Below are 25,476 nucleotides of genomic sequence, written 5' to 3'. Positions count from 1 at the left end.
GCCTGTCTATACGGTTTCCCTTTTAAAACCGTCCCGTCGGACAGCCCATCTTGGGAAATCGGTATGTCAGACAGCTCTATCATTTCGGGAAATAACAGTTTGATCGGATCATACAACGGAACTCTCATCGTTTACTTGCGTAATCTATCGTTCTACCCTCTTACCTTTGATATAGACTTCTTTGAGGTTCAATTCCTGATCGAGAAGAAGAAAGTTGGCCCACTGTCCGTCCTGTAAGCCTCCCGCCTCCTCCCATATCCCGACGTTCTTCGCCGGGTTGTGCGTCGCTGCAAGCACGGCGTCCTCTAAGGGTATGCCTATGCTGACCGCATAGCGAAAACAGTCAAACAAACGTGTAACGCTGCCGGCGATCGATACTCCCGGAATCTCGGCACATCTTCCGCAAACGACAACCTTCTGTCCTCCGAGGTCGTACTCTCCGTCACCGAGCCCCGTCGCCCTCATGGAGTCGGAGATCAGTATCATCCGATCCCTACCGAACATCTTGAATGTCGCACGAATAACCGTCGGATGAATATGCACCCCGTCACAGATGATCTCTGCCCGCACTCCCTCGTTGTCAAATGCCGCCCCGATCACTCCGGGGGCTCTGTGAGTAAATGCGGGCATGGCGTTATAGATGTGAGTCACCTGCCTTGCTCCGTTCTTGAACGCCTGCATTGCCGTTTCGTAATCCGAGACCGTATGTGCCAGCGAAACAGTGACCCTATCCGCCACCTTGGAGATAAAATCCATCGCTCCCTCGGTTTCGGGCGCTAAAGATATGATCTTTATCCTTCCCTTGGCAAGCTCCTGCAATTCTTCAAAAAACTCGAGGTCGGGCTCGGCAACATAGGCGGGATTCTGTGCACCGAGTTTGTCCTTGGACACAAAGGGACCTTCCATATGGACCCCCATAAACATCGCACCTTCCGAGACTTCGGTCTCACCTATCTTTCGAAAGACGGTTCTCAGCCTATCCTTCGACAGGGTCATGGTTGCAGGGATAATCTGAGTTACGCCGTTTTGTGCCTGAAAGAGAGCGATCTTTTTCAGATCGTCCTTGTTGGCGTCACAGACGTCGATTCCCATACAGCCGTGAAAGTGAACATCGGTAAAGCCCGGAACAACATAGGCTCCCTGTGCATCGATCACTTCCCCTTCCCTTGTTCGGGAGACAAACCTCCCCTCCTCAATATAGAGTTCTCTGTCTTCAAAGTAGCCGTCCGCTCCGAATACTCTGCCGTTGATTATCTTCATACATCCTCTCCTTTATACCAAATTTCTTTGTCGTTCGGTCCCGTCCTCTTCTCCTACAAACCCGCAACTACTTGTAGGGATGAATCACAACTCCCTTTACTACCCGATTCACGGTCCCGCTCGCCGAGGGATTGTCCACATCGTTATCAAGGTGCATTGCCGCATAGGTGGAGATATACTGTGCGATCATCACGAAGGGAAGCGACAGATAGGCATCGGGCACCACTTCTCCCCTACGAAATACAAAGCCGTCCAGCTCTCTGTCCGTCGATACGGGATAAACGAGTTTTGCGATTCCGTCCGACTTGAGCTCCGTGATGATATCGACGTCGTAGAGTCTTGTATAGGCGTTATTCGAAACAAAGTCCACGACCAAGGTCTGTGAGTCCACAAAGGATTTGGGTCCGTGCCTGAATCCCATGGATGAGTCGAAACAGGTCGCTATCTTTCCTCCCGTAAGTTCGAGGATTTTAAGCTGGGCCTCTCTTGCAAGTTTACTCAAGACTCCCGAGCCGAGATACACGACCCTTTTGAAACCTTCTTCCACCAGCTCCCGGAACTGTTCCGATTCTTCCTTGACATACTCTCCCATGGCGACGATCTCTTCGACGTAGGCCCTCTTTTGCTCCGAGGTTGTTTCGTCAAAGAGTAGAAGCGTCGCCAAGGTCATGGAGGTAAAAGAGCTTGTCATTGCAAAGCCCCTGTCATTAGTCCTCTCGTCGAGAAGAAGCAAAAGAGTGTTTGCTCCCTCACGCGCGTGGCGGGCAAGCTGTCCCTCCTCCGCACAGGTAATGACGATCTGATACAGGTCGTCGACAAGGTCTTCATAGAGGGCGACCGCAGCGACGGACTCGGGCGAGTTGCCCGATCTTGCAAAGGACACGAGCAGAGTCGGGCGGTTTTGGATATATTCATAAGGGGAGGACACGAGATCGGTTGTCGGTATTGATTCGTATTCAAAGCCGTGAGCCTGCTTCTCTCTCAAGTAGGGTTGGACGACATCCCCGACATAGTTGGATGTACCCGCTCCCGTAAAGACAACGCGAATGTTCCCGTGTTTCGTTTTGATCTCTTCCAAAAAAGCATCGATCTCTTTGCGTTTTTCTTCGATCCTTCCCAAGGTGTTAAGCCACATTTCGCCCTGCTGTGCGATTTCTTTCAAGGTTACATAGGATTTTTCCATCTTAACTCAACCTTTCTTTCCAAGAAGTTGCCGTATCGTTCAATGCGGCATTGAGCTCTTCCATGTTCTCTCTTCCCTGTTCTTCCAACCATCCGTTGGCTTCTTCGACTCCCTTCGTATAAGGCTCCACTCCGTCCTTCCATGTCGCACGTCCGCAGAGGACTCCGTTGAAGGTGGAGCCGGCTTCTTTTGCAAAGTAAAGGGTCTTGCGGAAGAGCTCCGCCGATACTCCCGCACTGAGGAAGATAAAGGGCAGCCGTGTCGCCTCGGACTGCTGCTTGAAGTAGGCGAGCGCTTCGTGTTTGCTGTGCAGAACATCCTGCCCGTATCCTTCCACATAGTCCATATTGACGGGTACTTCCACCTTGAGTACATCGACGCGGTAATGCTCTTGCGAAAAGACCTTCATCGCCTCAATCACCTTATGCGGCTTGATCTTCGCATACTCCTTGGACTTGACATCCTCTATCTTTGCATCGTAGCTTACGATCTCAAGGAAGTAAGGAATCTCAAGTGCACGGCACTCATCTCCCACCCTTTCGACAAAGGCGTGTTTGATATCGTTGATCTCCTCTCCCTCATCGACATCGTAGTAAAGCAGGATCTTTATGGCATCGGCTCCTTCTCTTGCCAGACGGCCTGCCGACCAATTCTCCAAAAGATCAGGCAGTCTGCCGACTTGGTTCGCATCATAACCCGTCTTCTCATAGGCGAGGATGAGACCCGCCTTCTCATGTCTGACCTTCGATGCCGGAAGCCCGTATTCAGGATCGAGGAGGATGGAACTCGCATAGGGGGTAAGTTTTTCCGATACGAGGCACTTGAATTCTTCGATTGCCTTCTCGTTTGCCAACCCGCTCTTATACTTACCCATCATCTTCATAATAGAGCCTCTCTGGTCAATCGCCAGAGCGGCGATTACTCCGTGCTCATTGGATAAACTCTCCAAATGTCTTCTCTTTTTTTCACTGATTGTTTTCATCTTATCTCCATTCTTTTACAACAATTTTCCTGTATATATCGTCAAACTTCGTCTTATCTATCATTCCGGTAGCCTGCTCCAAGGCATTGAGCACTCCGCACGCCATCGCCGTCTTAAACCCTTCCTCCGTTTCGAGGTTTCTCTCAAGAGAATAGGCAAGTCCCGCAACGGTCGCATCTCCCGAACCCACGGGATTGACGGGAACAACGGTCGGGATTGTGATTCGATACCACCTTCCTTCTCGCCGTGCCAGAGCTCCTCTTTCTCCAAGAGACAAAAGGAGGATGGGTATCTTGCAAAACGGAGGTTTTTCCATAAGGTCGGGCAGTTCTTCCAAATCATACTTTCTGCCGAGAAATCCCTCCAGCTCCTTTTGGTTGGGCTTAATCGCATAGGGTAGGAGGTCGGATTTTACCATCTCGGCAAAGGCTGTTCCCGAAGTGTCCGCAACAACCCGAATTTCCTTCTCATTGAAAAAATGCACTATCTTTGCATAGAAGTCGATATCCAAGCCCGCCGGCAAGCTTCCGGAGATGGTAACAAGACTCGGTTTCTCCTCCATTCCTTCCAGAAGATCGAAGAAGGCTTCCTCGTCCTTCCTACTCAAACAAGGTCCCTCTTCCAAAATTTCGGTCTGCTTGCCTCGATGAAGGATGGAGATACAATTACGCACCTCCCCGTCCGTCTTGGCAAAGAGGGGTTTGATCCCGCTTCTCTCAAGATCCTCAACCATCCATTCTCCCAATCGTCCCCCCAAAAAGCCTGTGGCGACCACCTCGGCTCCGAGAAGACGTGCGACCCTTGCAACGTTGAGTCCCTTACCTCCCGCAGTCTTGCCGACCTTCCTGACCCGATTGATGTCATCGAGGACAAAGTCCTCCAACACATAGGAGATGTCGAGCGACGGATTGGGCGTAATCGTCAGGATCATAGCGAGTTCTCCCCGAGCATAAGGTTGTTCTTGCTCTCCTTGTCGAAGAAGTGGAGTTTGTCCTCATCGAGATACAGGCTGATGTCTTCCTTGCCCCGAATCGGATTGTCCGATGCCACCTTTGCAACAAGAGGGGTACCTGCAAGTTCGAGATGAAGAAACTTCTCCGATCCCGACATTTCCACAAGGTCCACCCTTCCTTCTATCTTCAAACCCGTCTTACGGTGCATATCGTACATATGTTCGGGACGAACCCCCATTACCACGGTTCGGTTGAGTTTACCCCTCTTCTCCAACAGCTCTCCCTTCTCTTGAGGAAGAGCCAGCTCATATCCCAAAAAGTCCACGGTATAAGAGCCTCCTTTTTTGCTTACCTTCACATCGACAAGGTTCATCTGCGGAGAACCGATAAAGCCGGCTACGAACATATTGGCGGGATAGAAGTAGACGTTGTGAGGGGTATCGACCTGTTGGATGACACCGTCTTTCATAATGACAATACGATCTCCCATCGTCATCGCCTCAGTCTGATCGTGGGTTACATAGATAAAGGTCGTCTCCAACTTTTCGTGGAGCTTGATGATCTCCGATCTCGTCTGTACCCTCAGCTTCGCATCCAAGTTGGACAAAGGCTCATCCATCAAAAATACCTTGGGATGTCTTACGATGGCACGACCGAGCGCGACCCTTTGTCGCTGTCCTCCCGAAAGCGCCTTGGGCTTTCTGTCCAGGTATTCTTCCAGTCCGAGAATCTGTGCCGCCTCCTTGACTTTTTTGTCGATCTCCGCCTGAGGCGTCTTCTTCAAACGAAGGGCATAGCTCATATTGTCCCTGACCGTCATATGCGGATACAGGGCATAGTTCTGAAACACCATGGCAATATCCCTGTCCTTAGGCTCCATATCGTTGACGACGAGCCCGTCGATACTGATCCTGCCCCTGCTGATACTCTCTAAGCCGGCTACCATACGAAGGGTGGTCGATTTTCCGCAGCCGGAGGGTCCTACAAAAACCACAAATTCTTTATCGGCAATCTCGAGGTTGAAGTCTTTGACCGCCTCCACACCGCCGTCATAAATCTTGTATACTTGTTCAAAACTCACACTTGCCATTATATTCTCCTATCTCTCCCATTCTTCAAGAACTTCCCGTGTGATCTCGATTCCATGCTGCCTGCACGCCATCAGCGCCGCTCCTTTGGCAGGGCTCATCCGTGCATCTCTAAACCTTATACCCGAAAGATCTGACAAATATTCTCTCAAAGGCTCCGTTACCCATCTTCCCGCTCGAAAAACTCCCCCCGAACAGCCGACATAAACACTCTCTCCTTCGCAAAACTCCAACTTCCGAACAACGGCACGCACGGCAGCCGCCCCTTCCTTTGCGGCCTGTGCATAAGAAGCGATTGCATCCTCATCTCCCGCCTCCGCCGCCCGATAGAGCAGGATGGACAGGGCTGCAATCGCAGTGCGGTCACCACCGAGTTCCAAGGTTACATAGTCGATGATGTCGAAGTCATTGCCCAACTTGAGTTCCTCTCTGACAATACGATGGAGTTCTCCTGCGGGAAGACGGCCGTCGGATTGCTTGGAAAAAATTTCTATGGTCTTTTTGCCCAGCCAGTAGGCCGAGCCCTCATCCCCGCAAAAGGGGCCCCAACCGCCCGTCCTGGCCTCGTTTCCCTTTGCGTCTCTGCCGTAAGCGATCGAGCCCGTACCCATCACAAGGTTGACTCCCGGTCTTGTACCCATTGCCGCCCAGCCTGCCACACTGTCGTTTCCCATTTGAAAAGGGCAGGAGCCGAAGATCCTCTTGAGGACGGCCTCGAAGCCGGATATCTCCTCCTGAAACTCCCCGTATCCGGGAATGGCGATAAAGCTGTTATCGGGTCTTACTTCTTCTCCCGTTTGTCTCGAAAGTTCTTCCAACCCCGAACGGATTCTGGCTTCAAACTCCGCGATGTCGACTTGTCGAATATGAATGGTCCCGCGTTCGGCACTTGCAAGGACACATCCATGCTCATCCGCAAGGAGAAAAGCCGTCTTGGTTCCTCCGCCATCTATTCCTAAAAAGCGCATTTCATCCTCCTAGCGATACTGTCTGTTGTATATATACAGATCGACAAGAAGGATGACGAGGGATAGGAGTTGGATCAGCAGACCCTCATAGCCTTCTCTTCTCTGTCCTGCGACCTGCAAGGCAACGCCCACAAGGAAGGCCAGTGCCATGAGTATCCTCTTTCGTTTCTTTTTTGCATATATATCCATAATCTTTATTCCTCCTTCAACCAAACGATTCCGTTCGGTTCCAGATCTGCCGTATAGGTTTTTTCTCTTCCGTAGACCTCCGTCTTGACCTTATCTCCACTATTGTTGAGCACCAAAAGTTCTCCTCTTTCGGGAAACCCGACGACCTCTACACGGCAGTCCCTCGCATAGTAACGCTTGAGACTGTCCTCTCTGTGGCTCACATGGTGCAGGAGTCTCTTGAGCATTCTCGTATTCTCGAGAGAATACGGCATTCCGCTGATATAAGCTCCCCTTCCTCTTCCATAATCATGTACCGCCAAGTTCACGGTGTGATCCTTGTAGTTCAAGATCTTCGTATCCTCACTCAAGGCGTAGATACAAGGCATTCCTCTTCCGAAGTCCAAGTTGCCTCCGATCTCTTCGGTTACGAAGTGGGAGTCACTCTGCTTGTCGTGGTACTTGTTGTGGCTTTGAGAGAAGCCTACCTCCTTGTCGACTCCCAAGATGTCGGAGAGTTGAAAAAACTTGCCTTCTCTCTGAAAGGCGGAAGGCTCACCGACACCGATAAAACCTCCTCCCTCGTACACGAAACGTCGAAGCTCGGCTACGACCTTCTCCTGTGCAAAGGCTTCTCCACCGCTGAATGCGGTATAGGCATCTCCCGCATTGATGATGACGTCAATGGCGGGATCAATACCCCGTTTCACATCCTCGAAGTTGATAAAAGATACCTGCACATCCATTCCGCTCAGTGCCTCCATCAACCCCATATAGGAATAAGCGAGATGATACCATTTTCCGTGTGCCACGGTGTAAGGCTGCCAGCTTCGAAGCTCTCCCCAGCAGTTTAGCACTGCAACCTTCATGGAAGAATAGGGTGTTTCGTCCGCAATCTTATCATAGATTTCTCGAAACTCATCGGCGACACGGGCGATATAGTCTATAAACTCGGGAAACTGATAGGCAAGCGAGAGGTAGCCTCCGTAACCGATGCGGTCGAGAGGGCGTCGAACCATGGCTCTCCTTGCCGTCGTCCAATTCCGCTTCGCCTCGATCACGGGATCGTTTCCGGGATAGAAGGTATCTGGGAAGAAGTAGGGCAGGAACCTTCCCTCCCGAAACTTCACATCGGGAATGTCCGCAATGATACGCAAGGTCACACCGTCGCCCACCGAGCCGACTACTCCATCGAGTCCGATATCCTTAAAGTAGCGTCCATAGGGTTCGGTGCCTATCCAGTTGTCCCCGAGGAACATCACCGCCTCTTTGCCCGCCTTATGCACCATATCGACCAGGCGCTTTGCCTTGCGACTGACAAATTTCTGTTGAAACTCAATGTAATCCAGGTAGGCCTTGGTCGGAATGCGGTAAGTCGAATTATAATATCCCTCATCGACGATGTCTTCCGGACGAAGGGCATAGCCGTACTCCTTCTCAAAGGCTTCCATCGCCTCGACTGAAACACTGCCGGAATAACCGAACCAATCGACGAACTTTTCCTTTCCTTCATCGTTGAAGACCAAAGTAAAGTGATAGAAGAAGGTCGTAAAACGGACAATATCGGTCTTGGGATTGTCTTTGAGCCATTGCTCCAAGACCTTCTCCACATGGACGGAAGCTTCCTTCTTCCTGACATCGAAGGGAATCTCGTGTTCCTTGTCGCCCCAGTCATTCGTAATATGATTGTACATCTGCGTGGGATCCCAGATCGCATAGGCGAGAAAGCTCACAGTGTATTGGTGAAAAGGCTCGGCAGCTTCGATTACCACCTGCCCCTTTTGTTTGTCCCACTTCCAATGAGTTACGGGAACGACTTCTTTGGTCGTTCGGTCGATCACTTCCCACCATCGCTTGGGGTCGTGGTCATCGTCCACCTTGACCTGCTCGGCAAAATATCCCTTCATAAGCGGAATACAAATATTCTCGCCAATCGCCGTATGGTGCTCGGTCATCAGGTAAAAATGCTGGCACTCATCCATATGTGCCTTCGCAAACGCATTGTCGCCCCTTGCGACAAAGTAGGTGGTATAGATCTTGGCATCCAAATCTTTGACTTCATCGGGAAGCTTTGTACCGTCGGAATCGCGGAGGGCATCGGCTCCCAACTTCTCCATCACCTCCTTGGTCTGCTCCAAAAAATGTTCTTCACTGGGCAGGGTCAACCGCCCTATCTTCTTGTGCATAATACATCTCCTTCATCCGTTTTGATATCGGGTTGTTCAAATGTTCCATCTCAACGCTTATACTATTGTCCAATAGAAATGTGGTTATATCTACTTTATAACCGGGAGCATCCGTGTTATCTTCCGTTGAGTACAGGTTGCTGCTATTCATAACTTAAATGAATAATAGTATAAATCCTCTCTAGCCCTTATCTCCTCCTACCGTCATCGCTTCGGTCAACCTTTTCTGTACCAGGATGTAGAGGATCAACGTAGGCAGCATTACAAGTACAAGACCCGCGTACATAGGACCGTAGTTGGCTGCCGCCCTCTGTGCATTCATCAAATTGACCAGTCCTACGGGAAGAGTCCTCTTCGCAGGGTCGGTCAAAATGGTAAGTGCCATAATATACTCATTCCAAAAGGCAAGGAAGTTAAAGAGGATGACGGTGATGATGCTGGGCTTGGCCATCGGGATCATGATATCCGTCATCGTTCGAAAATACCCCGCTCCGTCGATATAGGCCGCTTCCTCATAGGTTTTGGCGATCGTTCTGAAGTAGTTGGAAAGCAAATAGACGGTAAACGGGATCGCGGTTGCCGCATAAATGACTGCTAAGACTACCAGATTATCGGTAAAGAGCGGCTTCTTAAAAGCCCTGTTCCAATCGAGCAACATCAAAAAAATCGGTATAACGATGTAAGAGATGTTGACAAAGAGACCGGAACGAAGCAGTCTGACGATAAGCCCCTTCCCCTTGAACTCCATACGGGAAAGTGCATAAGAGCAAGGGACTGCAACCATAAGAAGAATAAAGAGCCCCAAAGAGGTAGTAAGGACCGAGTTAAAGAAATAATCCCCCATTTTTGCATCCTTCCACGCTCTCACATAATTGCCCCACTGAAGAGAGGACGGAACTGCCCACGGATTGCCCTGAAACTCGGAATTCGCCTTCAGAGATGAAAGGAACACCCACGCTACCGGCACAATGATGGACACCGCCAGCAGAACGAGGCAAAGGTAGATGAAGACCTTGTAGAGTCTGTTTGTACGTTTATCCATGTTCCACCTCCTAGTACTGAATGATGTCTCTCTTGGTGATACGGTTGATCACGGCCGAAAGACCCAAGGCAAATACAAATACCACAACGCCGATCGCCAGCCCGTAGCCATAGCTCGAATTGGTATAGGCCTGATTATACATATAACTGAGGAAAACGTGAGACGCACCGTCAGGACCTCCCTGTGTCATGATCGTCACAAGTTGAAACGAGATGTTGATATTGGATATGACGTAGAAGGTCAGAGTCGTCCTTACCGTATCCCATGATAAGGGAAGGGTCACATCAAAAAACTGTCTTATTCTTCCCGCTCCGTCGAGGTCCGAAGCCTCATAGAGTTGCTTGGGGATCTGGGACATTGTCGACATATACATGACCATATAGTAACCGATCGCCTGCCAGATCAGTGCAAAAGCGATTGAGTAGATCACCAGCTGCCTGCTTCCCGTAAACTGAATATTTGTCCATGTATCCGCATAAAACAGACGAAAAAAACCGTTTAACAACCCCTTTTGAGGCTCGTAGATTGCCGAGAAGATCGAAGCGACCACCGAGATGGAGAGAATATTGGGAATGTAGAAAATAATACGGAAAAAGTTTTGACCCTTGAGGTTTTCTCTCGAAAGTACGCTCGCAAAGAAGATGGCAAAAACGATGGTAAAGATCGTGACAAAGACAATCAAAAACACGCTGTTTTGAAAGGCTCTCAAAAAATATCTGTCCTCGAGCAAAAACTTAAAATTGTTGAGTCCGACGAATTTCTTATTCGCAGAAAGTCCTCCCCACTTAAACAAACTCATCGTAAAAATCGAAATGGTGGGATAAACCATGAACAAAAGGTATAACAACATCGCGGGAACAACGCATACTGTAATGAATATGCTTCTTCCTTTGCTTTTCATATCCGATACCTGTCCTTTCTTTTGTCAATACCGCATGGTGTGAGCTTTGATGCCGAGATCTGTCTACATTGTTCTATCCGTGACTTGTCACCGTAAGCACTTATACTGATACTATTTTTCATAGAAGTATGGATATATTTATTCTGCAACCGCAAAACTTCGTTTTATCTTCTATGAGTTACACATCGTTTATATCCATAACCCGAAGGCAGAACAATATAAACCTTAATATTACTATGTCGGGTTTATGGAATGTATAACCATAAATCGCCATTTATAGGAAAGTGCAAACGGAACTAAAGAAACACCGCATAGTTCAAAAAATTATCGTAACATCACTTTTAAAGGGATGCTGAATTTCTTAAAAGCATTGATTTGACAGAATTCTATTTTTTACAAATCCATAAGAAAATCAAAATTTTGCCTTTGTGCGGCATTGCCCTAATACTACGTTTTTGAATCTATATCCGAGTCCCGTGTCAGAAAATGCTCCGAATAACCGGACACGGTAAACGGATAACAGTATAAAACAATTTTTTGTGATAGACAATCCATCCGGCTCGCTGTTTTAAGCAGAAATCCGTATCGGAAGGTAAATTTGCCCCCCAATTGCTTCTGCCGTTATGCGATACCTCCTTTAATAAAAAGGCGATGGAGATAAACCCCATCGCCCCGACCAAACCAATGTTTATTTATTCAGTTCAGCTGAAATTTTTTCTACTGTGCTCACTACTTCTTTGTGCCAGTCATCCACCGTCTTATCTCCGGTCATAACCGAGTTGATGGTATCGTACAAAGCCGCTTTGATGTCTGCTCCTTCTACCGGAGGTGCCGCTACAAAACCTCCCATAGCCGCTTTTGCTCCGCTCGCATAGATGGAGTAGATCTCCTTTTGTCCCGGATCACTGATCATTTCTTCAACGCCTGCAACCGGTTGTACGGCTCCGCCGTTCTCGTAGAAGGCTTTTACCGCTTCATCCGAGTAGAGGAAGGCAACAAATTCTTTTGCCAACTCGGGCTCGGCCGAAGATGCCGGAACATATGCCTGCTCGAAGAAGGTAAAGCTGTATCGGTCTCCGCCTTCTTTGTAGGCCGGCAGAGGCATAAAGCCCCACTCAAAGCCTTCGGGAGTTGTTTCCTTCATCTCATCGGGCAACCAGAAACCGTTGGGGATGAACATGGAAGTTCCGTCGATCACGGACTGTTGATTGTTCTTAAATCCATCCTTGATGTTCGTGTTGGACACGGTGTCGGGGTGCAGGTAGGGAGCAAGATCCGCTACCGTTTGCAATACCGCCTTCGCCTCGTCACTCTTCCAAGCCTCGACATCGTAGTTCATCAGCTTATTAAAGAGCTCAGGTCCGCCGACTTCGTTGATAAGAGCGGGAATAAAGCTGTCAAAATATCCTGTGGTCGGATAGGTAAACAAAGCTACTCCATCCGCCTGAGCCGCTTTTCCAAGCTCGGTAAACTCCGCAAAGGTCGCAGGCAAGGTGTCCTTGCTCGGAATCATCGACTTGCTGTAAAACAGACCGCAAGGAGTGTAGAAAAGAGGTGCCAAATAGGTTTTTCCATCTCCGTAGGGGTTTGTGTTATAGGTATCCAAAAAGCCCGGAATGATTTTTTCTTTTACCGTGACTTCTTCTCCCGGAACCTTCTTGTCCAGTACATCCGTAATATCCAAGACCATATTTTCCTTAATCATGGTCTCGGTCAACCCTCCTTCTCCGCCAATCGACATATAGATGACATCGGGAGAATTGCCTGCCTGGATCTGGGGACGAAGCACATCGGCGATGTTCTTCTCAAAGGTCGACTCCACCTTTGCACCCGTCTTTGATTCAAATGCCGCAATTACAGCCTTCCAACCTTCGGTGCCGTAACCGCCGTCCAAACCCGCTACCTTCAGGGTCTTTCCTTCAAAACTCATCGCACCCCCCTCTTGAGTGCTCTCCGTAGGTTCTGCCGATTCGGTTGTCGTTTTTTCAGCTCCACCGCCACAGGCAACGAGCGAAAATATCATCGCGGCACTCAAGGCCAGCGTTGCGGCTTTTTTCATCATTTTCATAAAAATCCACCTCCAAAAAATTTGTATTGTATACCTGCCATTTGTTGTTGTGTTTTTATTATACTATTTCGGAAAACATATTCCTATCACAATATTGACCGATTTTTTATTATTCTTGCTTTTCGTCTCAAAGTTCTTTATACTCTTTTTAAGGAAATGTCACATATTTCCAAAAAAGAACTTCCTCTCGTGTTTTCGGATTTATCCATGCCCATACGACAGATGCTCAAAGAGATAAACGGTTCCCGCTTTTTCCCTGAACATACGCCAAGATGCTCAAAAAAAGCTGTTCAAGAAGTATTTTATACCGTTATTCATTTGAGCTGCGGATATCCGAAACCTGTGCTCAACAGAAGATAACACGGATGTTCGTAATCATAAAGTAGATATAACCATACTTCTATTGGAGAATAGTATTACCACTTTCCTGTGATGGACTCTCTCCGATAACGACACCTTTGTAACATATACCGTCGTACCGATACCCGTTTGAATGACGGGTTGGCTCTATAAGCGTATTTTATGCAAGAAACGGAGAAAAACTGTGGCCGGAAAGTCCACACAGGCATAATCTTATGTTCGCCCAACCTTTCAATTGTAAAATCATATAAGGAGACCCTATGGAAACTCTATTTAACTTAAGTCTTATTCGCGACCGAATCCGCTCGATGAATGTCGAACCGGTCTATATCACAAAAAACAGCATGGACGATACTTGGCATTCCACCATGCACGTCCATCCGTTTACAGAGTTGTTCTATGTCATATCGGGGCAGGGAAGAATGAAGTTTCCCAACCGTGAAATTCCTCTTCGTGCGGACGATCTCCTGATTGTAAACTCCAATATTTTTCACACCGAGGTCTCCGATTCACAGGAGTCTCTCTCCTACATTGTTCTGGGAATGAAGGGACTTTCGATCATGCCGTTTCACAAAAATGAAGATCCGCCTTCGGACCGTCCCGAAAGCGTCTACGACTACCTCCTGCACAGTCATATCTTCAAAAAGAACTTCCGAAACCATAGGGACAAGCTCTTGACCCTTTTTCTGGAGATTCACAGAGAACAGGAGGGCGAAGAGCCCTTTCATCAGGAAATTATGAAAAATCTTCTGGAGATCCTGATATTTTCAATCCTCCGTCTTGCCCAAAGCAAGCTCGTTTTGGATGCGAATACAAACAACAACCGCCAGCTTGAATACATCAAATCCTATATCGACCTCTACTACACCCATGATATTACCTTGGAGGAATTGGCCAAGATGATCTACACCAACAAATATCAGTTGGTGCGTGAGTTTAAAAAAAGCTATGGGGTAACCCCCATCCATTACCTCTTGGACAAGCGATTGAATATCGCCGAAGACTTGCTCAAAAATACCAACCATACCATCGAAGACATCGCTCGAATCGTCGGCTTCAACTCCGCCTCATACTTTACCCAAATCTTTAAACGAAGGGTAAAATACACCCCGAGGGAATACCGCAAACGCTTAAATAACAAGGGATGACAAGGGAAGGTTGAAAACCGGACCCTTGTCGAACTGCCGACCTTAGAATGATATCAAGATTGCCGGCATACGGAATATACCATTCACAAAAAACAAACTGACGCAAGATCTCCTTCAAGGCATTCAGCCTGTCAAATTTAAGGGATAACCGTATAATACTATTTCCCAATAGAAATGTGTTCCTATCCGTTTTACAACCACACAAATTCATTCTATTTCCTATGGAGTACAAATCGGCATGATCCATTATTTAAATGAAAAAGAGTATAATACTGCGCTTCGTTTGAATCATCGATATCTATGAGCTTGACTTCTTCAGACTTGAATTGATTTATTTTTATAATCAAGGCGGATCTACGAATGCTTCTATCGAAGAACGGTATCATACTATTCTTCAATAGAAGTATGATTATATTTATTTTATGACCACAAAAATCCGTTTTATCTTCGTTTGAATACAGGTTGCCGATACCCATAACTCAAATGAATAATAGTATAAAATTAAAATCGTTATCGATAAAACATCGTCGGTATAAAAAAGAAGAGAGTATGTACTTCCCGTAAGGATATACATACTCTCTTCCGATTGGTGCAGATGGAGGGACTCGAACCCTCACGAACGTTGTTCATACGCCCCTCAAGCGTACGCGTCTGCCATTCCGCCACATCTGCCCGGAAACATCTCGAAGCTTTAATAAAAAATCTCACACTCCGTGAGATAAGATTGGTGCAGGCGGTGGGATTTGAACCCACACGATATCGCTATCGCTGGATTTTGAGTCCAGTGCGTCTGCCGTTCCGCCACGCCTGCGCTGAATACTTAATTATAATAGCATACTCTTTTCCGTTTGGCAAGACTTAAATTAAAAAAATATTAAATTTAAGGAGGCAATGCGATCCGATCACCCCGACAACTGAACATGGCTTGTTTTCTTACGGTGTCCCGGACGAAGAACAGCCGTCCTTCCTAACGGAAAGACGGCTGTCCTCTCATGTTGTTGTTTATATTAATTTGGAGGAACTACAGTCGGAAACAGATCGCCGCTAAGTCCGGCGACCCTTTCAGCCGGATATGCAAAAAAATGTCCGTTCGTCTGCACGACGTATCTCTCCTATGGTCAAAGATTCCCATATGTTCGCATATTCCCGCTAATCATCCCTTTAACAACATACCCTTTTTCTCTTTCAATAACACAAATTTTGCTCTTCGCCCGTCAAACATTCTTTTCGAGCAACCCCTTGAAAGAGAAGAGCTCTTGTGTCTTCAAGTTCTTGCAGGATGTTCTTTCCCTCAGAGGAAGATCCGTTTGTTCGGAAAGAAACAAAGAAATCCTTCCTTCGCCTATCGCTTTGTACCTATCCTATCAGAATTTTCATATCGTCTTCCACGCTTCCCACTCCGGCAATACCGAAATTTTCCACCAGGACGTTTACAACATTCGGAGAAAGGAAGGCGGGAAGAGTCGGTCCCAGGTGGATGTTTTTGACTCCCAGATAGAGAAGAGCCAGGAGAACAATGACCGCTTTCTGCTCATACCACGCAATATTGAAAGCAAGGGGAAGTTCGTTGATGTCGGAGAGTTCGAAGATCTCCTTTAGTTTCAACGCGATTACCGCCAAAGAGTAAGAGTCGTTACACTGTCCCGCATCAAGAACTCGCGGTATGCCCCCGATATCTCCCAAATCCAGCTTGTTGTAACGATATTTTGCACAACCTGCCGTCAAAATCACGGTATCCTTGGGAAGCGCCTGTGCAAAGTCGGTATAGTAGCTTCTTCCCTTTTGACGCCCGTCACATCCCGCCATTACGACAAACTTCCTGATCGCTCCGCTCTTAACCGCGTCTACGACCTTGTCCGCCAATTGAAAGACTTGGTTGTGAGCAAAGCCCCCTATAATCTCTCCGCTCTCGATTTCAGTCGGTGCAGGACAGCGTTTGGCATGTTCAATGATCGCGGAGAAGTCCTTCGTCTCGCCGATCTCCCCCTCGATGTGTTTACATCCGGGAAACCCTGCGGACCCCGTTGTATAGACCCTGTCTTTGTAGCTGTCTTTCGGCGGTACAATACAGTTCGTCGTCATCAGTATCGGTCCGTTGAAACTCTCAAACTCCTCTTTCTGCTTCCACCAAGCGTTTCCGTAGTTGCCTACGAAGTGGTCATACTTTTTAAACGCCGGATAGTAATTTGCCGGAAGCATCTCGGAGTGAGTATAGACATCGACTCCTGTTCCCGCAGTCTGCTCAAGCAGCATTTCCATATCCCGAAGATCGTGTCCCGAAATCAGGATGGCGGGATTGTTTCTGACCCCGATATTGACCTTTGTCATCTCAGGATTTCCATAGGTGGAGGTATTCGCCTTGTCGAGCATGGCCATTCCTTCCACTCCGAACTTACCCGTCTCCAAGGTAAGTGCAACCAGATCATCGACCCCCAAACTGTCATCGAGGACCTTTGCAAGAGCTTTTTGCAGAAAGGCATCGACCTCTTCGTTATCTTCCAAAAGCACATTTGCATGCTTGGAGTATGCGGAGAGACCCTTCAGACCGTAGATGATCAACTCTCTCAAACTTCTCACGTCTTCATTTTCCGTACTCAACACTCCTACTTCCTTTGCCTTGGCCGCCAAAACTTCTATGTCCGTTTCCTTCCAAAGAGCAGCTTCGCTGAGACCTTCCCTGTTTTTGAGCTGCTTTTTCAACTCTTCTTTCACATTGATCGTCTTTACTATCTTCTCCACAATAGCAGCTTCGTCGAAATTCGCATTGGTAATCGTCGTAAAGAGGTTTAAGGTAATCATATGATTTACTTCCTTGGAAACGGTCACACCTTCCTCCCGAAGTCCGGTCGTAATCTGAGAAATCCCCTTGGATATCCAGATTAACATATCCTGCATATTCGATACCCGCGGTGTCTTCCCGCAGACACCCATCTTTGTACACCCCTTGTTTGCCGCTGTCTCCTGACACTGAAAACAAAACATTTGATTATCTAAAAGACTGTTCATATTACCCCTCCTGAATGTTCGTCTATGTTTTCGTTGATCCATATTCTTAGTATAGAAGAAACGTGGAGGGTTTTCCGTAACATCCGTTACCGTTTTATATTTTTTTGTTTTATTTTAAGATCAGCTCCTCCATCCCTTAATCGAAATACACTTCTTCTGCAAGAATCGGTACCCGTTTCTTGTGTCTGTGTTGCAACTTCCGTTGTTTCCTGAGGCTGTTCCTGTGTCTCCTCCGGTTTGGAAGTACAACCGCCGAACAGAACTGCCGTGATCAGAGCAAAACTCAACCACTTTAAAACCTTCTTATTTATAAAATATGTGTATCAATGTCCAGCTTAACTTAACAAATAAAAGGATTTAGCATACTCCGCCCTCCTTTTCAAGAGAGCCTCATATTCGTTCTCCACTCGACCTTCATCACCAGCAAAAAACACAAAAGACCGGCAGCCGTATTGGAGAAAAGGTTGCCCCAGAACACGGAATATACGCCCAGAATGTTTTCAAAGGCAAGGATGAAGATATATCGGAAAAACCATATTCTCAACAGTCCCGTAAACAGAGGTATCTTTGTTTTTCCCAGTCCGATGAAGACACCGTACACCGCCATATAGATACCGAACCCTATGATCGCCAGGGTGTAAATATCGACCGCTTCCTTTGCCAGAGACAACATCTTGTCATCGGTTAGAAACAGTCCTACCAGCACTTCGGAGAAGGGAAGAGAGCCTGCAATAATAAGAGCCGAAAACACAATGACTACAATACAGGCGGTAAAGAAACTCTTTTTTGCCCTTTGGGTTTCTCCGATCCCCATATTCATACTGACCATGGTTGTAACCGTCGTGCTCAAGGAGGCGGGCAACAGGAAGTACAGACTGCTGATGTTGTTTGCGATCGTCTGTGCATTCATCACATCCCCTCCGTACTTTTGTACTTCGAGATTGATCAGGACAAAACCCAGATTTACCGTGACCGAATTGAGCATAGCGGGGATGCCCAATCTCATAATCTCGCCTATCATCTCTTTATCGAAGAAAAAGCCTCTCAAGCCCAGTTTTAAATCGCTTTTTTTCACAAAAAGGTCATAGTACATCCAGATTCCGATACAAAGATAACACGAAAACGAACCCAAGACGGAGCCCACCGTTCCCAAATCGAGGATATAGAGATACAAGGTATTGAATATGATTTTTAACACCAGTAGAAGAATCATCCGATACAAGGTCGCTTCAGGCTGACCGACGGAGTTCTTGATCGCATTATAGATGGCAGTCAGAAAAAGAAAGGGCAGAACAAAGGAATATAGCCCCATATAGACAAAGACCTCCTGTGAGATCTCCGGATTGATCAACCTCGAAACAACGTAACCGCTCACAAGGCAGAGGGGTGCAAGAATCATCCCGAGCAGAAAGCCGAAGACGATCAATTGGGTACAGTAATGTTTTACCGCGGCGATATCCCCTCTTCCGTTGGCGTTTCCTATCATTGCCATTCCCGCTACACCCAGACCTCCGGACATTCCGTTGATCATCTGTATGATCGGCACGACAAAACCCACCGCAGCTGCCACCGCGTAACCCGATGTATGATTGAGGAAGAAGCTGTCCACAATGGGGATAAGAGCCTGCACCACTCCCATCAGCAACGTGGGTACCGACAAAAACAACAAGGTTTTCAGGATATCCCCGTGCAATATCATCTCTCTGCGTTCTTCCAACGACTGTTTAACAAATCCTCTTGCCATAAACTCCCCTCTCTGTCTTATCGAAGATCGATGCCTGCAATCCGTGTCGTCATGATGATTGCCGCTTCGATTTTGTATCAAATTAAAAAAGAAGATCGTTCCACTTCCATGAAACCATCCTCTTTTTCTACCTGAGTTTCCGTCGTAAAGTTAAGACTAATCTCTCTTGAATTTCTTATTGAAACGCTCAATACGTCCACCTTTTTCTATTGTCTTGGATTGACCTGTAAAGAAAGGATGGCATTGGGAGCAGATCTCTACGGAGATTTCATCTTTTGTGGAACCTGCTTGGAATGTGTTTCCACACGCACAACGTACCTGTACTTCTTTGTATTTGGGATGCAAATTCTCTTTCATTGTTTTCACCTCGCTTGGTCTTTGATACTCATTACTTCTAACTTGGAAAGTATATCATAGTTTTTTATGAAAATCAAGGTTCTTCCGACTTAAGTTTTTCCTTATTTTCTATAATATCACTTCAATTGCACAAGTTCAAGAATTTTTTTGTTTTTCCCTTCCTTGTCGAAAAAACAAAACTCAACTTCCCTACCTTCGCATGTTGTTGTCCGAATATACCTGCTCCACTGCGGAAAGGAACTGTCCCATATCCGAAGCATTGCAGATCATCGGGATCAGATCCTCCATTAACTCCTGGGTGGAATAGTTGCCCAATATCCTTCTTATTTTGATAAGCATTTCATAACGCTCTTTATCGACAAGGAGTTCTTCCTTACGTGTTCCCGAACGTTGGATATCGATGGCGGGAAAAATTCTCTTTTCCGCAAGTTTTCTGTCCAGATGGAGTTCCATGTTTCCCGTTCCCTTAAATTCTTCGTAGATGACATCGTCCATCTTTGAACCCGTATCGATCAGGGCGGTAGCAAGTATGGTAAGAGAACCTCCCTCACGCACATTCCTCGCCGCTCCGAAGAACTTCTTCGGTCCGTACAAAGCACCCGGATCCAACCCTCCCGACAAGGTTCTTCCGGTGGGATTGATCGTCAGATTGTAGGCCCTTGCCATCCTTGTAATGCTGTCCATAAGGATAACAACATCTCTTCCGTGTTCCACCAGATTCTTAGCACGTGCAAGAACCATCTCCGATACTTTGATATGGTTGCTCGGGAGTTCATCGAAGGTCGAAGAGATCACATCGGCATTGACCGATTCTCTAATATCGGTCACTTCCTCAGGTCTTTCATCCACCAAAAGCACAATGAGCTCGACATCGGGATAATTGCTCAGAATTGCATTTGCCACATTCTTTAAAAGCACCGTTTTGCCCGCCTTGGGAGGTGCCACAATCAAACCTCTCTGTCCCTTTCCTATGGGTACGAAGACATCGATCAACCTTACGGATTTATCCATTTTTTCGTTGTTTAAACAGAGGCGTTCATCGGGATAGATAGGAACCAGCTTGTCAAAATCCTTTCTCTTAGCTGCAACATCAGGCTTGAGCCCGTTGATACTCTTGACATACAAGATCGCATTGAATTTATCGTTAGGTCCCGGAGGACGTACGATACCCAGAATCTTGTCCCCCGTCTTCATGTTAAATCTCCTGATTTGAGAAGGCCCTACATAGACGTCGTTTTCAGTCGAGATATAATTAGGTCCTCTCAAGAACCCGAAACCGTCCGGCAGGATCTCAAGAATCCCCTCCGCCACCAAAGCATCTTTGCTATGTATGATCCTCTCATATTCTTCCTTATCATAGCTTACTTTTTTGGGACTTGCGGAAGCTCCCGAAGCTGTGTTATCTCTATCTCTCAGAGTGCTCTTGATCTCTTCAGACTCCTCAATTACGGACTTTACTCTGTTTTCATGTAATCTTTCCTGCTCTTTGACTATCTCCTTCTCCCCTTGGCTGACCGCCTTCTCCTCTCGTGACACACCACCCCCTTCTTCCCCTTCAAAGGAGGATAAGATATGCTCCAAGCCTTCGGTCTCCAAAAGAACACGGATCAACTCTTCTTTCTTCAAGGCTGTGATCGATTTCAGTCCCCCCTGTTTTGCAAGCAGCCTCAAGTCTTTCAATTTCATCTCGTTTAGCCTGTTTCTCATCTTTTTTCCTTTCTAACAACCACTTTGAACTTTTTTAACAAAAACTATAACAAAGGCGAAAACAGTCTGCAAAAAGCCTCTACAAATCGTTTGAATACCGATTTTTGTCTATACCTTAGATAATCAACTTCCACACAATCTTTGATATCCCTCTTAAACATATTATACAGGCGATCAACACTCTTATCGTCATAGATAAACGCATTGATTTCCGCATTGAGCGAAAAACTTCTGATGTCCATATTGGCAGTACCTACCGTAGCAAAAGTTCTGTCTATGATGACAACCTTGGAATGAAGAAAGCCCTTCTTATACAGGTACACCTTAGCCCCCAGTTCCATAACCTCTTCGAGGTAGGAATGAGAGGCGTGATAGACAACAAAATGATCGGGATAGGAGGGAAACATGATGGACACTTCAACTCCCGAAAGCAGAGCTGCCTTTAATCCGGTAAGCAAGGCCTGATCCGGAATAAAGTAGGGTGTCTGTATGAAGATACTTCTTCTTGCTCCCGTAATCCCCGAAAAATAAGCCTGATATATGGTTTCATGGGGCGTACTTGCATCCGAAGTTGCGATTTGGACCATCGAATAACCCAATTGCCTGACGATCGGCGGAAAGAGAAACCCCTCCTTTATCATTTCTTCCCGAATCAGGTACCACGACAGGAGAAATACGATTTGAAGCGAATACACCGCTTCTCCTTCTATCCTGAGATGGGTATCTCTCCAAAAATCAAAGTAGGGATCTTGGTGTACATACTCGTCCCCGATGTTGATCCCCCCGATATAACCGATTCTTCCGTCAATGATAACGATTTTTCTGTGATCCCGAAAATTGATATTCCGATACAAAAAAGGAAATTTTTCCATTGCATAGGAGTACACCTCGCAACCCGACTCCTTCAAACTCTTGAGATAACTCTGCTCGATATGCAGCCTCCATGAACCCAGATCGTCATAGATAATCCTTATTTTGACTCCCTGTTTCGCCTTTCGGATCAAAGCCTCCCTCAACTTGTTACCTATTACCGAATCCTTAATAATAAAGTATTCAATATGAATATGATGCTGTGCTTCTTCGATATCCCGCAGCAGGGATTCAAACTTGGAGACCCCTTCTTCAAAGACTCTTACCTTATTGTTGGAGGTGACCGGGAACTTTCCCGAATTCAAAATCAGAGATATGATCCTCCGATCGTTCTCCCTAAAAATAGGAAGGCTTCGAACTCCTTCTTTTTGGGTTCGAACCAAATCATCAAAAGCCTCTATTCCAACCAAGTCGCTATGTTCAAAGAACTCAGAGGTCAATTTTGCTCTCCTGCTGTTTTTGTCCGAACGGACATTCTCTCCGAAGATCAGATACAGTACAAAGCCTACCACCGGAAGGAAAACCAGGACCAGTAACCATGAGATCGTCTTATTGTTGTCCTTATTCTCCAAAAAGATAAACATCGCCGTAAACACGAGCATGATCAAATACAATATCGATATTCCGGTGACAAACATTTCTATCTTCCCTTCATTCTTTCGTAATAAAACAGATATTGTTGGGCAATTCCGGCGGTTTCTCCGAATACCTCCATACCCTTTTGACGAATCATTCGTATGCTTTCATCTTCAGGTACATTGTAATGGCGGTTCATGACCCTCTTCATCCAGACATCGACAGGAAAGGTATCCATCCTGCCCATACCGTAAAGAAGGATACAATCGGCAACCTTATCGCCGACCCCCGAAAGCTTCATCAACTCTTTCTTTGCATCGAGGGTGTTCATCTTCTCCAGCTTTTTGAGGTCAACTTCTTTGTTTTTGATTGCTTGCAGGCTCTTTCGAATATAAGCTTCCCGATAACCGAGTTTTACCTGTGCCCATTGCTCATCGCCGATTCGTGTCAATGCTTCCAAGGTGGGAAAGGCCAAGATCTCCTTGCCCTCAACCTCTCCGAGCCGTCTTCCCGCAAACCTGCTTATCTTTTCAATGCTCATCTTTATTCTGGGGATATGATTATTTGCAGAAATGATAAAAGTGATAATAATCTCAAGAAGGTCCTGTTTGAGAATCCTGATACCCTCGCCGTAATCCATGGCCTCATCCAGGTACCCGTCAAGACCGCGGTAAGATTTGCGTATGCTCGAATAATCCCTGTCCAAATCAAAGTACGCTGTCCACACCTTGGACAACTCGCGTTTGGACGCATGCTTAAAGTTCAAGTGATCTTTTTCCTGTTTCACTCTTACCCACTTGTCCTCATGTATCGCAATATACTCATCTTCCGACAGTGCGATCCATCGAAAAGCCTGCCCGCTCTCATGGATTTGTTTTAATGACAAATGATCCGTCTCCAAAACATATTCCGTTTCACTTATTTTCTTCCACTTCAACTTCTGTTTCAATCCTTTGTTCCTTTTCTTCGCTGAATAAATCTCTTCTCTGATTTCGGTAAAGACGAATCCGGCTCTTGACCTGTGCTCTGATTTTCTGATAGGCGGCAACGGTTTTGCAACAAAACGGAATCGTCAAAGCGGTCCGCCATAAACCTGCGTCCTCTTCCATAACCGGGCAAAAAATAACATAACCGGTATAAACAACTCGAATGTTTGTTTTTATTTTACCCGTCGCCCGCCTTGCTAAACCTGCCTACTCCACTATTGTTAGATAAAAAATAGCACAACCTTAACTATGACTTGTTCAAATGCCTTCAAATCAAACGGTCGGCTTATGCTTTTTACAAGTATACCACAACTCAAATGAATTTATAACTATATTTTTGTTTTTTTTATTTTATTCTCTCCTTCGTTTTGACAAAACCGTCCCACAAAAAATGTGGACCTCGGTGTTTCTAAAAAAAACGATACCGAGGAACGGGAAAGTATATCCATATGCAAAGGCCTTGAATTCTTCTTGCAATTCCTCCCGAATAAGAGTATCCTTGAGAAGATAAGCTCCATTGTCCACTACAAAACTTGTGCATATCGCACCCGAGAAAACATTCCAAAATCAGAAGATATAAAATGAGGTGTTAAAAATGAACGTACTGAAAAAAACGATTTCGCGTATCGAAGCCCCCGATACATCTTGGATGCAAAGGGCAAAGAAGAAGCAGGACACTCTGGTGAAACCTCCGGGAAGTCTGGGCTACCTTGAAGAACTGAGCATCCGACTCGCCGGAATTTACAGGGAAGAAAAAGTCGCCTTGAACAAAAAAATGGTCTTGACCTTCGGTGCCGATCATGGAGTATATGAAGAAGGCATCAGCATCCAACCGCAGAGTATCACTGCCGACCACTTCGCTTCCTACTCGACGGGCAAGTGCAGCATAGGCTTAATGGCAAAATATCTCAACCTTGACATCGTCGCCGTGGATATAGGGATCAAGTGCAATCATGAAATCCCGGGCGTTTTGAACCAAAAGATAAGGCAAGGCACCTCAAACATGGCAAAGGGCCCTGCCATGAGCAGGGAAGACGCCGTTCTCTCGATCGAAAAAGGAATCCTTCTTGTCGAGGAATATATCAAAAAGGGCTACGAGATCTTCGGTATCGGAGAGATGGGGATCTGCAACACCACGCCGAGCAGCGCCATGCTCGCCGTCTTGGAAGGTCTCGACGTCGAGAAGGTCACCGGCTTGGGGGCCGGCACCCTTCCCTCCAATTTAAGCCACAAGGTCGACGTCATCCGAAGAAGTATCGAAGTCAACCGTCCCGATCCCAAAGATCCCATCGATGTGCTCGCAAAGGTCGGTGGCTTTGAAATCGGTGCCATGACAGGTGTCATCCTCGGTTGCAGTGCACATCGGATTCCGGTTGTGCTCGACGGTTTTATTTCCAATGTATCCGCCCTGCTGGCATCCAAGTTGGCTCCTCTGTCCAAAGACTATATGATAGGCTCTCACCTTTCCGACGAACCCGGCGCCCGATATGCACTGGAGGCTTTGGGACTCTCCTACCCCCTGAATATGAACATGCGATTGGGTGAAGGTTCCGGAGGTGCAATGATGTTCCCGATCATCGATATGGCATTGTATCTTTATGACAGAATGCCTACATTTTCGGAAAATGAGATCCCCGACTTCGATCAACTTACCCCTCCGTGTTAAGAAGAACGCACTGCTGCATAATTCTCAACCGACATAAAATCCATATCCGTCAAGGATGAACTTGTTCAAAACATGGTTGGCAGCCTTTTCCTCTTGTGAGCTACAAGAAGATCAGGACTTCACCCTTACATGTTGTCTTCTTACCAAACCGAATCGATTTCTCTGTACGAATGTAAGGGAAACCCTGTGCAAAGCCGCACCTCTCAAACATTCTTGCACAGTGTCCCTTCTTTCGTACATCTTTTTTTCCACACTCT

The 25,476-nt window shown here is 46.7% G+C and carries 19 protein-coding genes and 2 tRNA genes; 2 read left to right on the top strand and 19 right to left on the bottom strand.

What is annotated here, in order from left to right; genetic code table 11:
- Positions 1 to 144: 144 nt before the first annotated feature.
- The 11 genes from nagA to ACFO4R_RS01095 all read right to left on the bottom strand — a co-directional run bounded on the left by nagA (position 145) and on the right by ACFO4R_RS01095 (position 12,799).
- The gene (gene nagA / locus ACFO4R_RS01145) at positions 145 to 1,260 is read right to left on the bottom strand and encodes an N-acetylglucosamine-6-phosphate deacetylase (protein WP_379787123.1); all 1,116 of its coding nucleotides are present in this window, start codon (positions 1,258 to 1,260) and stop codon (positions 145 to 147) included.
- 67 nt (positions 1,261 to 1,327) lie between these two features.
- Positions 1,328 to 2,443: an SIS domain-containing protein gene (locus ACFO4R_RS01140; RefSeq protein ID WP_379787122.1), complete on the bottom strand. Its 1,116-nt coding sequence runs from the start codon at positions 2,441 to 2,443 to the stop codon at positions 1,328 to 1,330.
- Position 2,444: 1 nt separating this feature from the next.
- Positions 2,445 to 3,425 carry a tagatose-bisphosphate aldolase gene (gene lacD, locus ACFO4R_RS01135; protein ID WP_379787121.1) on the bottom strand — a complete coding sequence of 327 codons (981 nt, stop codon included), beginning with the start codon at positions 3,423 to 3,425 and terminating at the stop codon, positions 2,445 to 2,447.
- A 1-nt stretch (position 3,426) separates the two neighbouring features.
- A complete protein-coding gene (locus ACFO4R_RS01130) occupies positions 3,427 to 4,356 on the bottom strand; it encodes a hexose kinase (RefSeq protein ID WP_379787120.1) in 930 nt (309 codons plus the stop codon).
- The gene (locus ACFO4R_RS01125) at positions 4,353 to 5,468 is read right to left on the bottom strand and encodes an ABC transporter ATP-binding protein (RefSeq protein ID WP_379787119.1); all 1,116 of its coding nucleotides are present in this window, start codon (positions 5,466 to 5,468) and stop codon (positions 4,353 to 4,355) included. Before ACFO4R_RS01125 ends, ACFO4R_RS01130 begins: the two co-directional genes overlap by 4 nt.
- Before the next feature lie 9 nt (positions 5,469 to 5,477).
- Positions 5,478 to 6,434, bottom strand: a complete 957-nt coding sequence (locus ACFO4R_RS01120; RefSeq protein WP_379787118.1) for an N-acetylglucosamine kinase — start codon at positions 6,432 to 6,434, stop codon at positions 5,478 to 5,480.
- 9 nt (positions 6,435 to 6,443) lie between these two features.
- Positions 6,444 to 6,623 carry a DUF6903 family protein gene (locus tag ACFO4R_RS01115; RefSeq protein ID WP_379787117.1) on the bottom strand — a complete coding sequence of 60 codons (180 nt, stop codon included), beginning with the start codon at positions 6,621 to 6,623 and terminating at the stop codon, positions 6,444 to 6,446.
- Positions 6,624 to 6,628: 5 nt separating this feature from the next.
- Positions 6,629 to 8,788 carry a 1,3-beta-galactosyl-N-acetylhexosamine phosphorylase gene (gene gnpA, locus ACFO4R_RS01110; protein ID WP_379787116.1) on the bottom strand — a complete coding sequence of 720 codons (2,160 nt, stop codon included), beginning with the start codon at positions 8,786 to 8,788 and terminating at the stop codon, positions 6,629 to 6,631.
- A gap of 181 nt (positions 8,789 to 8,969) precedes the next feature.
- Positions 8,970 to 9,830, bottom strand: a complete 861-nt coding sequence (locus ACFO4R_RS01105; RefSeq protein ID WP_379787115.1) for a carbohydrate ABC transporter permease — start codon at positions 9,828 to 9,830, stop codon at positions 8,970 to 8,972.
- 10 nt (positions 9,831 to 9,840) lie between these two features.
- On the bottom strand, positions 9,841 to 10,731 hold the full coding sequence (locus tag ACFO4R_RS01100; protein WP_379787114.1) for a carbohydrate ABC transporter permease: 891 nt from the start codon (positions 10,729 to 10,731) through the stop codon (positions 9,841 to 9,843).
- A gap of 688 nt (positions 10,732 to 11,419) precedes the next feature.
- On the bottom strand, positions 11,420 to 12,799 hold the full coding sequence (locus ACFO4R_RS01095) for a carbohydrate ABC transporter substrate-binding protein (protein ID WP_379787113.1): 1,380 nt from the start codon (positions 12,797 to 12,799) through the stop codon (positions 11,420 to 11,422).
- A gap of 620 nt (positions 12,800 to 13,419) precedes the next feature.
- Here ACFO4R_RS01095 and ACFO4R_RS01090 point away from each other — a divergent pair.
- Positions 13,420 to 14,307: an AraC family transcriptional regulator gene (locus ACFO4R_RS01090; RefSeq protein WP_379787112.1), complete on the top strand. Its 888-nt coding sequence runs from the start codon at positions 13,420 to 13,422 to the stop codon at positions 14,305 to 14,307.
- Positions 14,308 to 14,894: 587 nt separating this feature from the next.
- On the opposite strand, the gene ACFO4R_RS01085 is transcribed toward ACFO4R_RS01090, so the two are convergent.
- The 8 genes from ACFO4R_RS01085 to ACFO4R_RS01050 all read right to left on the bottom strand — a co-directional run bounded on the left by ACFO4R_RS01085 (position 14,895) and on the right by ACFO4R_RS01050 (position 23,453).
- Positions 14,895 to 14,979 (bottom strand) — tRNA-Leu (locus tag ACFO4R_RS01085).
- A gap of 53 nt (positions 14,980 to 15,032) precedes the next feature.
- Positions 15,033 to 15,118: transfer RNA gene (locus ACFO4R_RS01080), tRNA-Leu, on the bottom strand.
- Positions 15,119 to 15,663: 545 nt separating this feature from the next.
- A complete protein-coding gene (hcp, locus tag ACFO4R_RS01075) occupies positions 15,664 to 17,313 on the bottom strand; it encodes a hydroxylamine reductase (RefSeq protein ID WP_379787111.1) in 1,650 nt (549 codons plus the stop codon).
- Between the two features lie 379 nt (positions 17,314 to 17,692).
- Positions 17,693 to 19,057, bottom strand: coding sequence for an MATE family efflux transporter (locus tag ACFO4R_RS01070; RefSeq protein WP_379787110.1), 1,365 nt, complete (start codon positions 19,055 to 19,057; stop codon positions 17,693 to 17,695).
- A 156-nt stretch (positions 19,058 to 19,213) separates the two neighbouring features.
- The gene (gene rpmE, locus ACFO4R_RS01065) at positions 19,214 to 19,414 is read right to left on the bottom strand and encodes a 50S ribosomal protein L31 (RefSeq protein ID WP_379787109.1); all 201 of its coding nucleotides are present in this window, start codon (positions 19,412 to 19,414) and stop codon (positions 19,214 to 19,216) included.
- 189 nt (positions 19,415 to 19,603) lie between these two features.
- Positions 19,604 to 21,121 (bottom strand): transcription termination factor Rho, encoded by a 1,518-nt coding sequence (gene rho / locus ACFO4R_RS01060; protein ID WP_379787108.1) that lies wholly within the window; start codon positions 21,119 to 21,121, stop codon positions 19,604 to 19,606.
- A 44-nt stretch (positions 21,122 to 21,165) separates the two neighbouring features.
- Positions 21,166 to 22,629, bottom strand: coding sequence for a cardiolipin synthase (gene cls / locus ACFO4R_RS01055; protein ID WP_379787107.1), 1,464 nt, complete (start codon positions 22,627 to 22,629; stop codon positions 21,166 to 21,168).
- 2 nt (positions 22,630 to 22,631) lie between these two features.
- Entirely contained in the window at positions 22,632 to 23,453 is an 822-nt protein-coding gene (locus ACFO4R_RS01050; RefSeq protein ID WP_379787106.1) for a DNA-3-methyladenine glycosylase family protein, read from the bottom strand.
- Positions 23,454 to 24,148: 695 nt separating this feature from the next.
- Here ACFO4R_RS01050 and cobT point away from each other — a divergent pair.
- Positions 24,149 to 25,219 (top strand): nicotinate-nucleotide--dimethylbenzimidazole phosphoribosyltransferase, encoded by a 1,071-nt coding sequence (gene cobT, locus ACFO4R_RS01045; protein WP_379787105.1) that lies wholly within the window; start codon positions 24,149 to 24,151, stop codon positions 25,217 to 25,219.
- Positions 25,220 to 25,476: the final 257 nt, after the last annotated feature.

The organism is Filifactor villosus (assembly GCF_042652965.1).
GTDB lineage: Bacteria > Bacillota > Clostridia > Peptostreptococcales > Filifactoraceae > Filifactor > Filifactor villosus.
The sequence above is the reverse complement of the archived record's forward strand: the minus strand, read 5'-3'. Positions and strand labels throughout refer to the sequence as shown.

Coding starts and splice junctions, on each gene's coding strand:
- cls (WP_379787107.1), bottom strand. CDS start 22,629: ATGTTTGTCACCGGAATATCGATATTGTATTTGATCATGCTCGTGTTT.
- ACFO4R_RS01115 (WP_379787117.1), bottom strand. CDS start 6,623: ATGGATATATATGCAAAAAAGAAACGAAAGAGGATACTCATGGCACTG.
- ACFO4R_RS01100 (WP_379787114.1), bottom strand. CDS start 10,731: ATGAAAAGCAAAGGAAGAAGCATATTCATTACAGTATGCGTTGTTCCC.
- nagA (WP_379787123.1), bottom strand. CDS start 1,260: ATGAAGATAATCAACGGCAGAGTATTCGGAGCGGACGGCTACTTTGAA.
- gnpA (WP_379787116.1), bottom strand. CDS start 8,788: ATGCACAAGAAGATAGGGCGGTTGACCCTGCCCAGTGAAGAACATTTT.
- ACFO4R_RS01140 (WP_379787122.1), bottom strand. CDS start 2,443: ATGGAAAAATCCTATGTAACCTTGAAAGAAATCGCACAGCAGGGCGAA.
- lacD (WP_379787121.1), bottom strand. CDS start 3,425: ATGAAAACAATCAGTGAAAAAAAGAGAAGACATTTGGAGAGTTTATCC.
- hcp (WP_379787111.1), bottom strand. CDS start 17,313: ATGAACAGTCTTTTAGATAATCAAATGTTTTGTTTTCAGTGTCAGGAG.
- ACFO4R_RS01095 (WP_379787113.1), bottom strand. CDS start 12,799: ATGAAAATGATGAAAAAAGCCGCAACGCTGGCCTTGAGTGCCGCGATG.
- ACFO4R_RS01120 (WP_379787118.1), bottom strand. CDS start 6,434: ATGCGCTTTTTAGGAATAGATGGCGGAGGAACCAAGACGGCTTTTCTC.
- ACFO4R_RS01130 (WP_379787120.1), bottom strand. CDS start 4,356: ATGATCCTGACGATTACGCCCAATCCGTCGCTCGACATCTCCTATGTG.
- ACFO4R_RS01125 (WP_379787119.1), bottom strand. CDS start 5,468: ATGGCAAGTGTGAGTTTTGAACAAGTATACAAGATTTATGACGGCGGT.
- rpmE (WP_379787109.1), bottom strand. CDS start 19,414: ATGAAAGAGAATTTGCATCCCAAATACAAAGAAGTACAGGTACGTTGT.
- ACFO4R_RS01070 (WP_379787110.1), bottom strand. CDS start 19,057: ATGGCAAGAGGATTTGTTAAACAGTCGTTGGAAGAACGCAGAGAGATG.
- rho (WP_379787108.1), bottom strand. CDS start 21,121: ATGAGAAACAGGCTAAACGAGATGAAATTGAAAGACTTGAGGCTGCTT.
- ACFO4R_RS01090 (WP_379787112.1), top strand. CDS start 13,420: ATGGAAACTCTATTTAACTTAAGTCTTATTCGCGACCGAATCCGCTCG.
- ACFO4R_RS01105 (WP_379787115.1), bottom strand. CDS start 9,830: ATGGATAAACGTACAAACAGACTCTACAAGGTCTTCATCTACCTTTGC.
- cobT (WP_379787105.1), top strand. CDS start 24,149: ATGAACGTACTGAAAAAAACGATTTCGCGTATCGAAGCCCCCGATACA.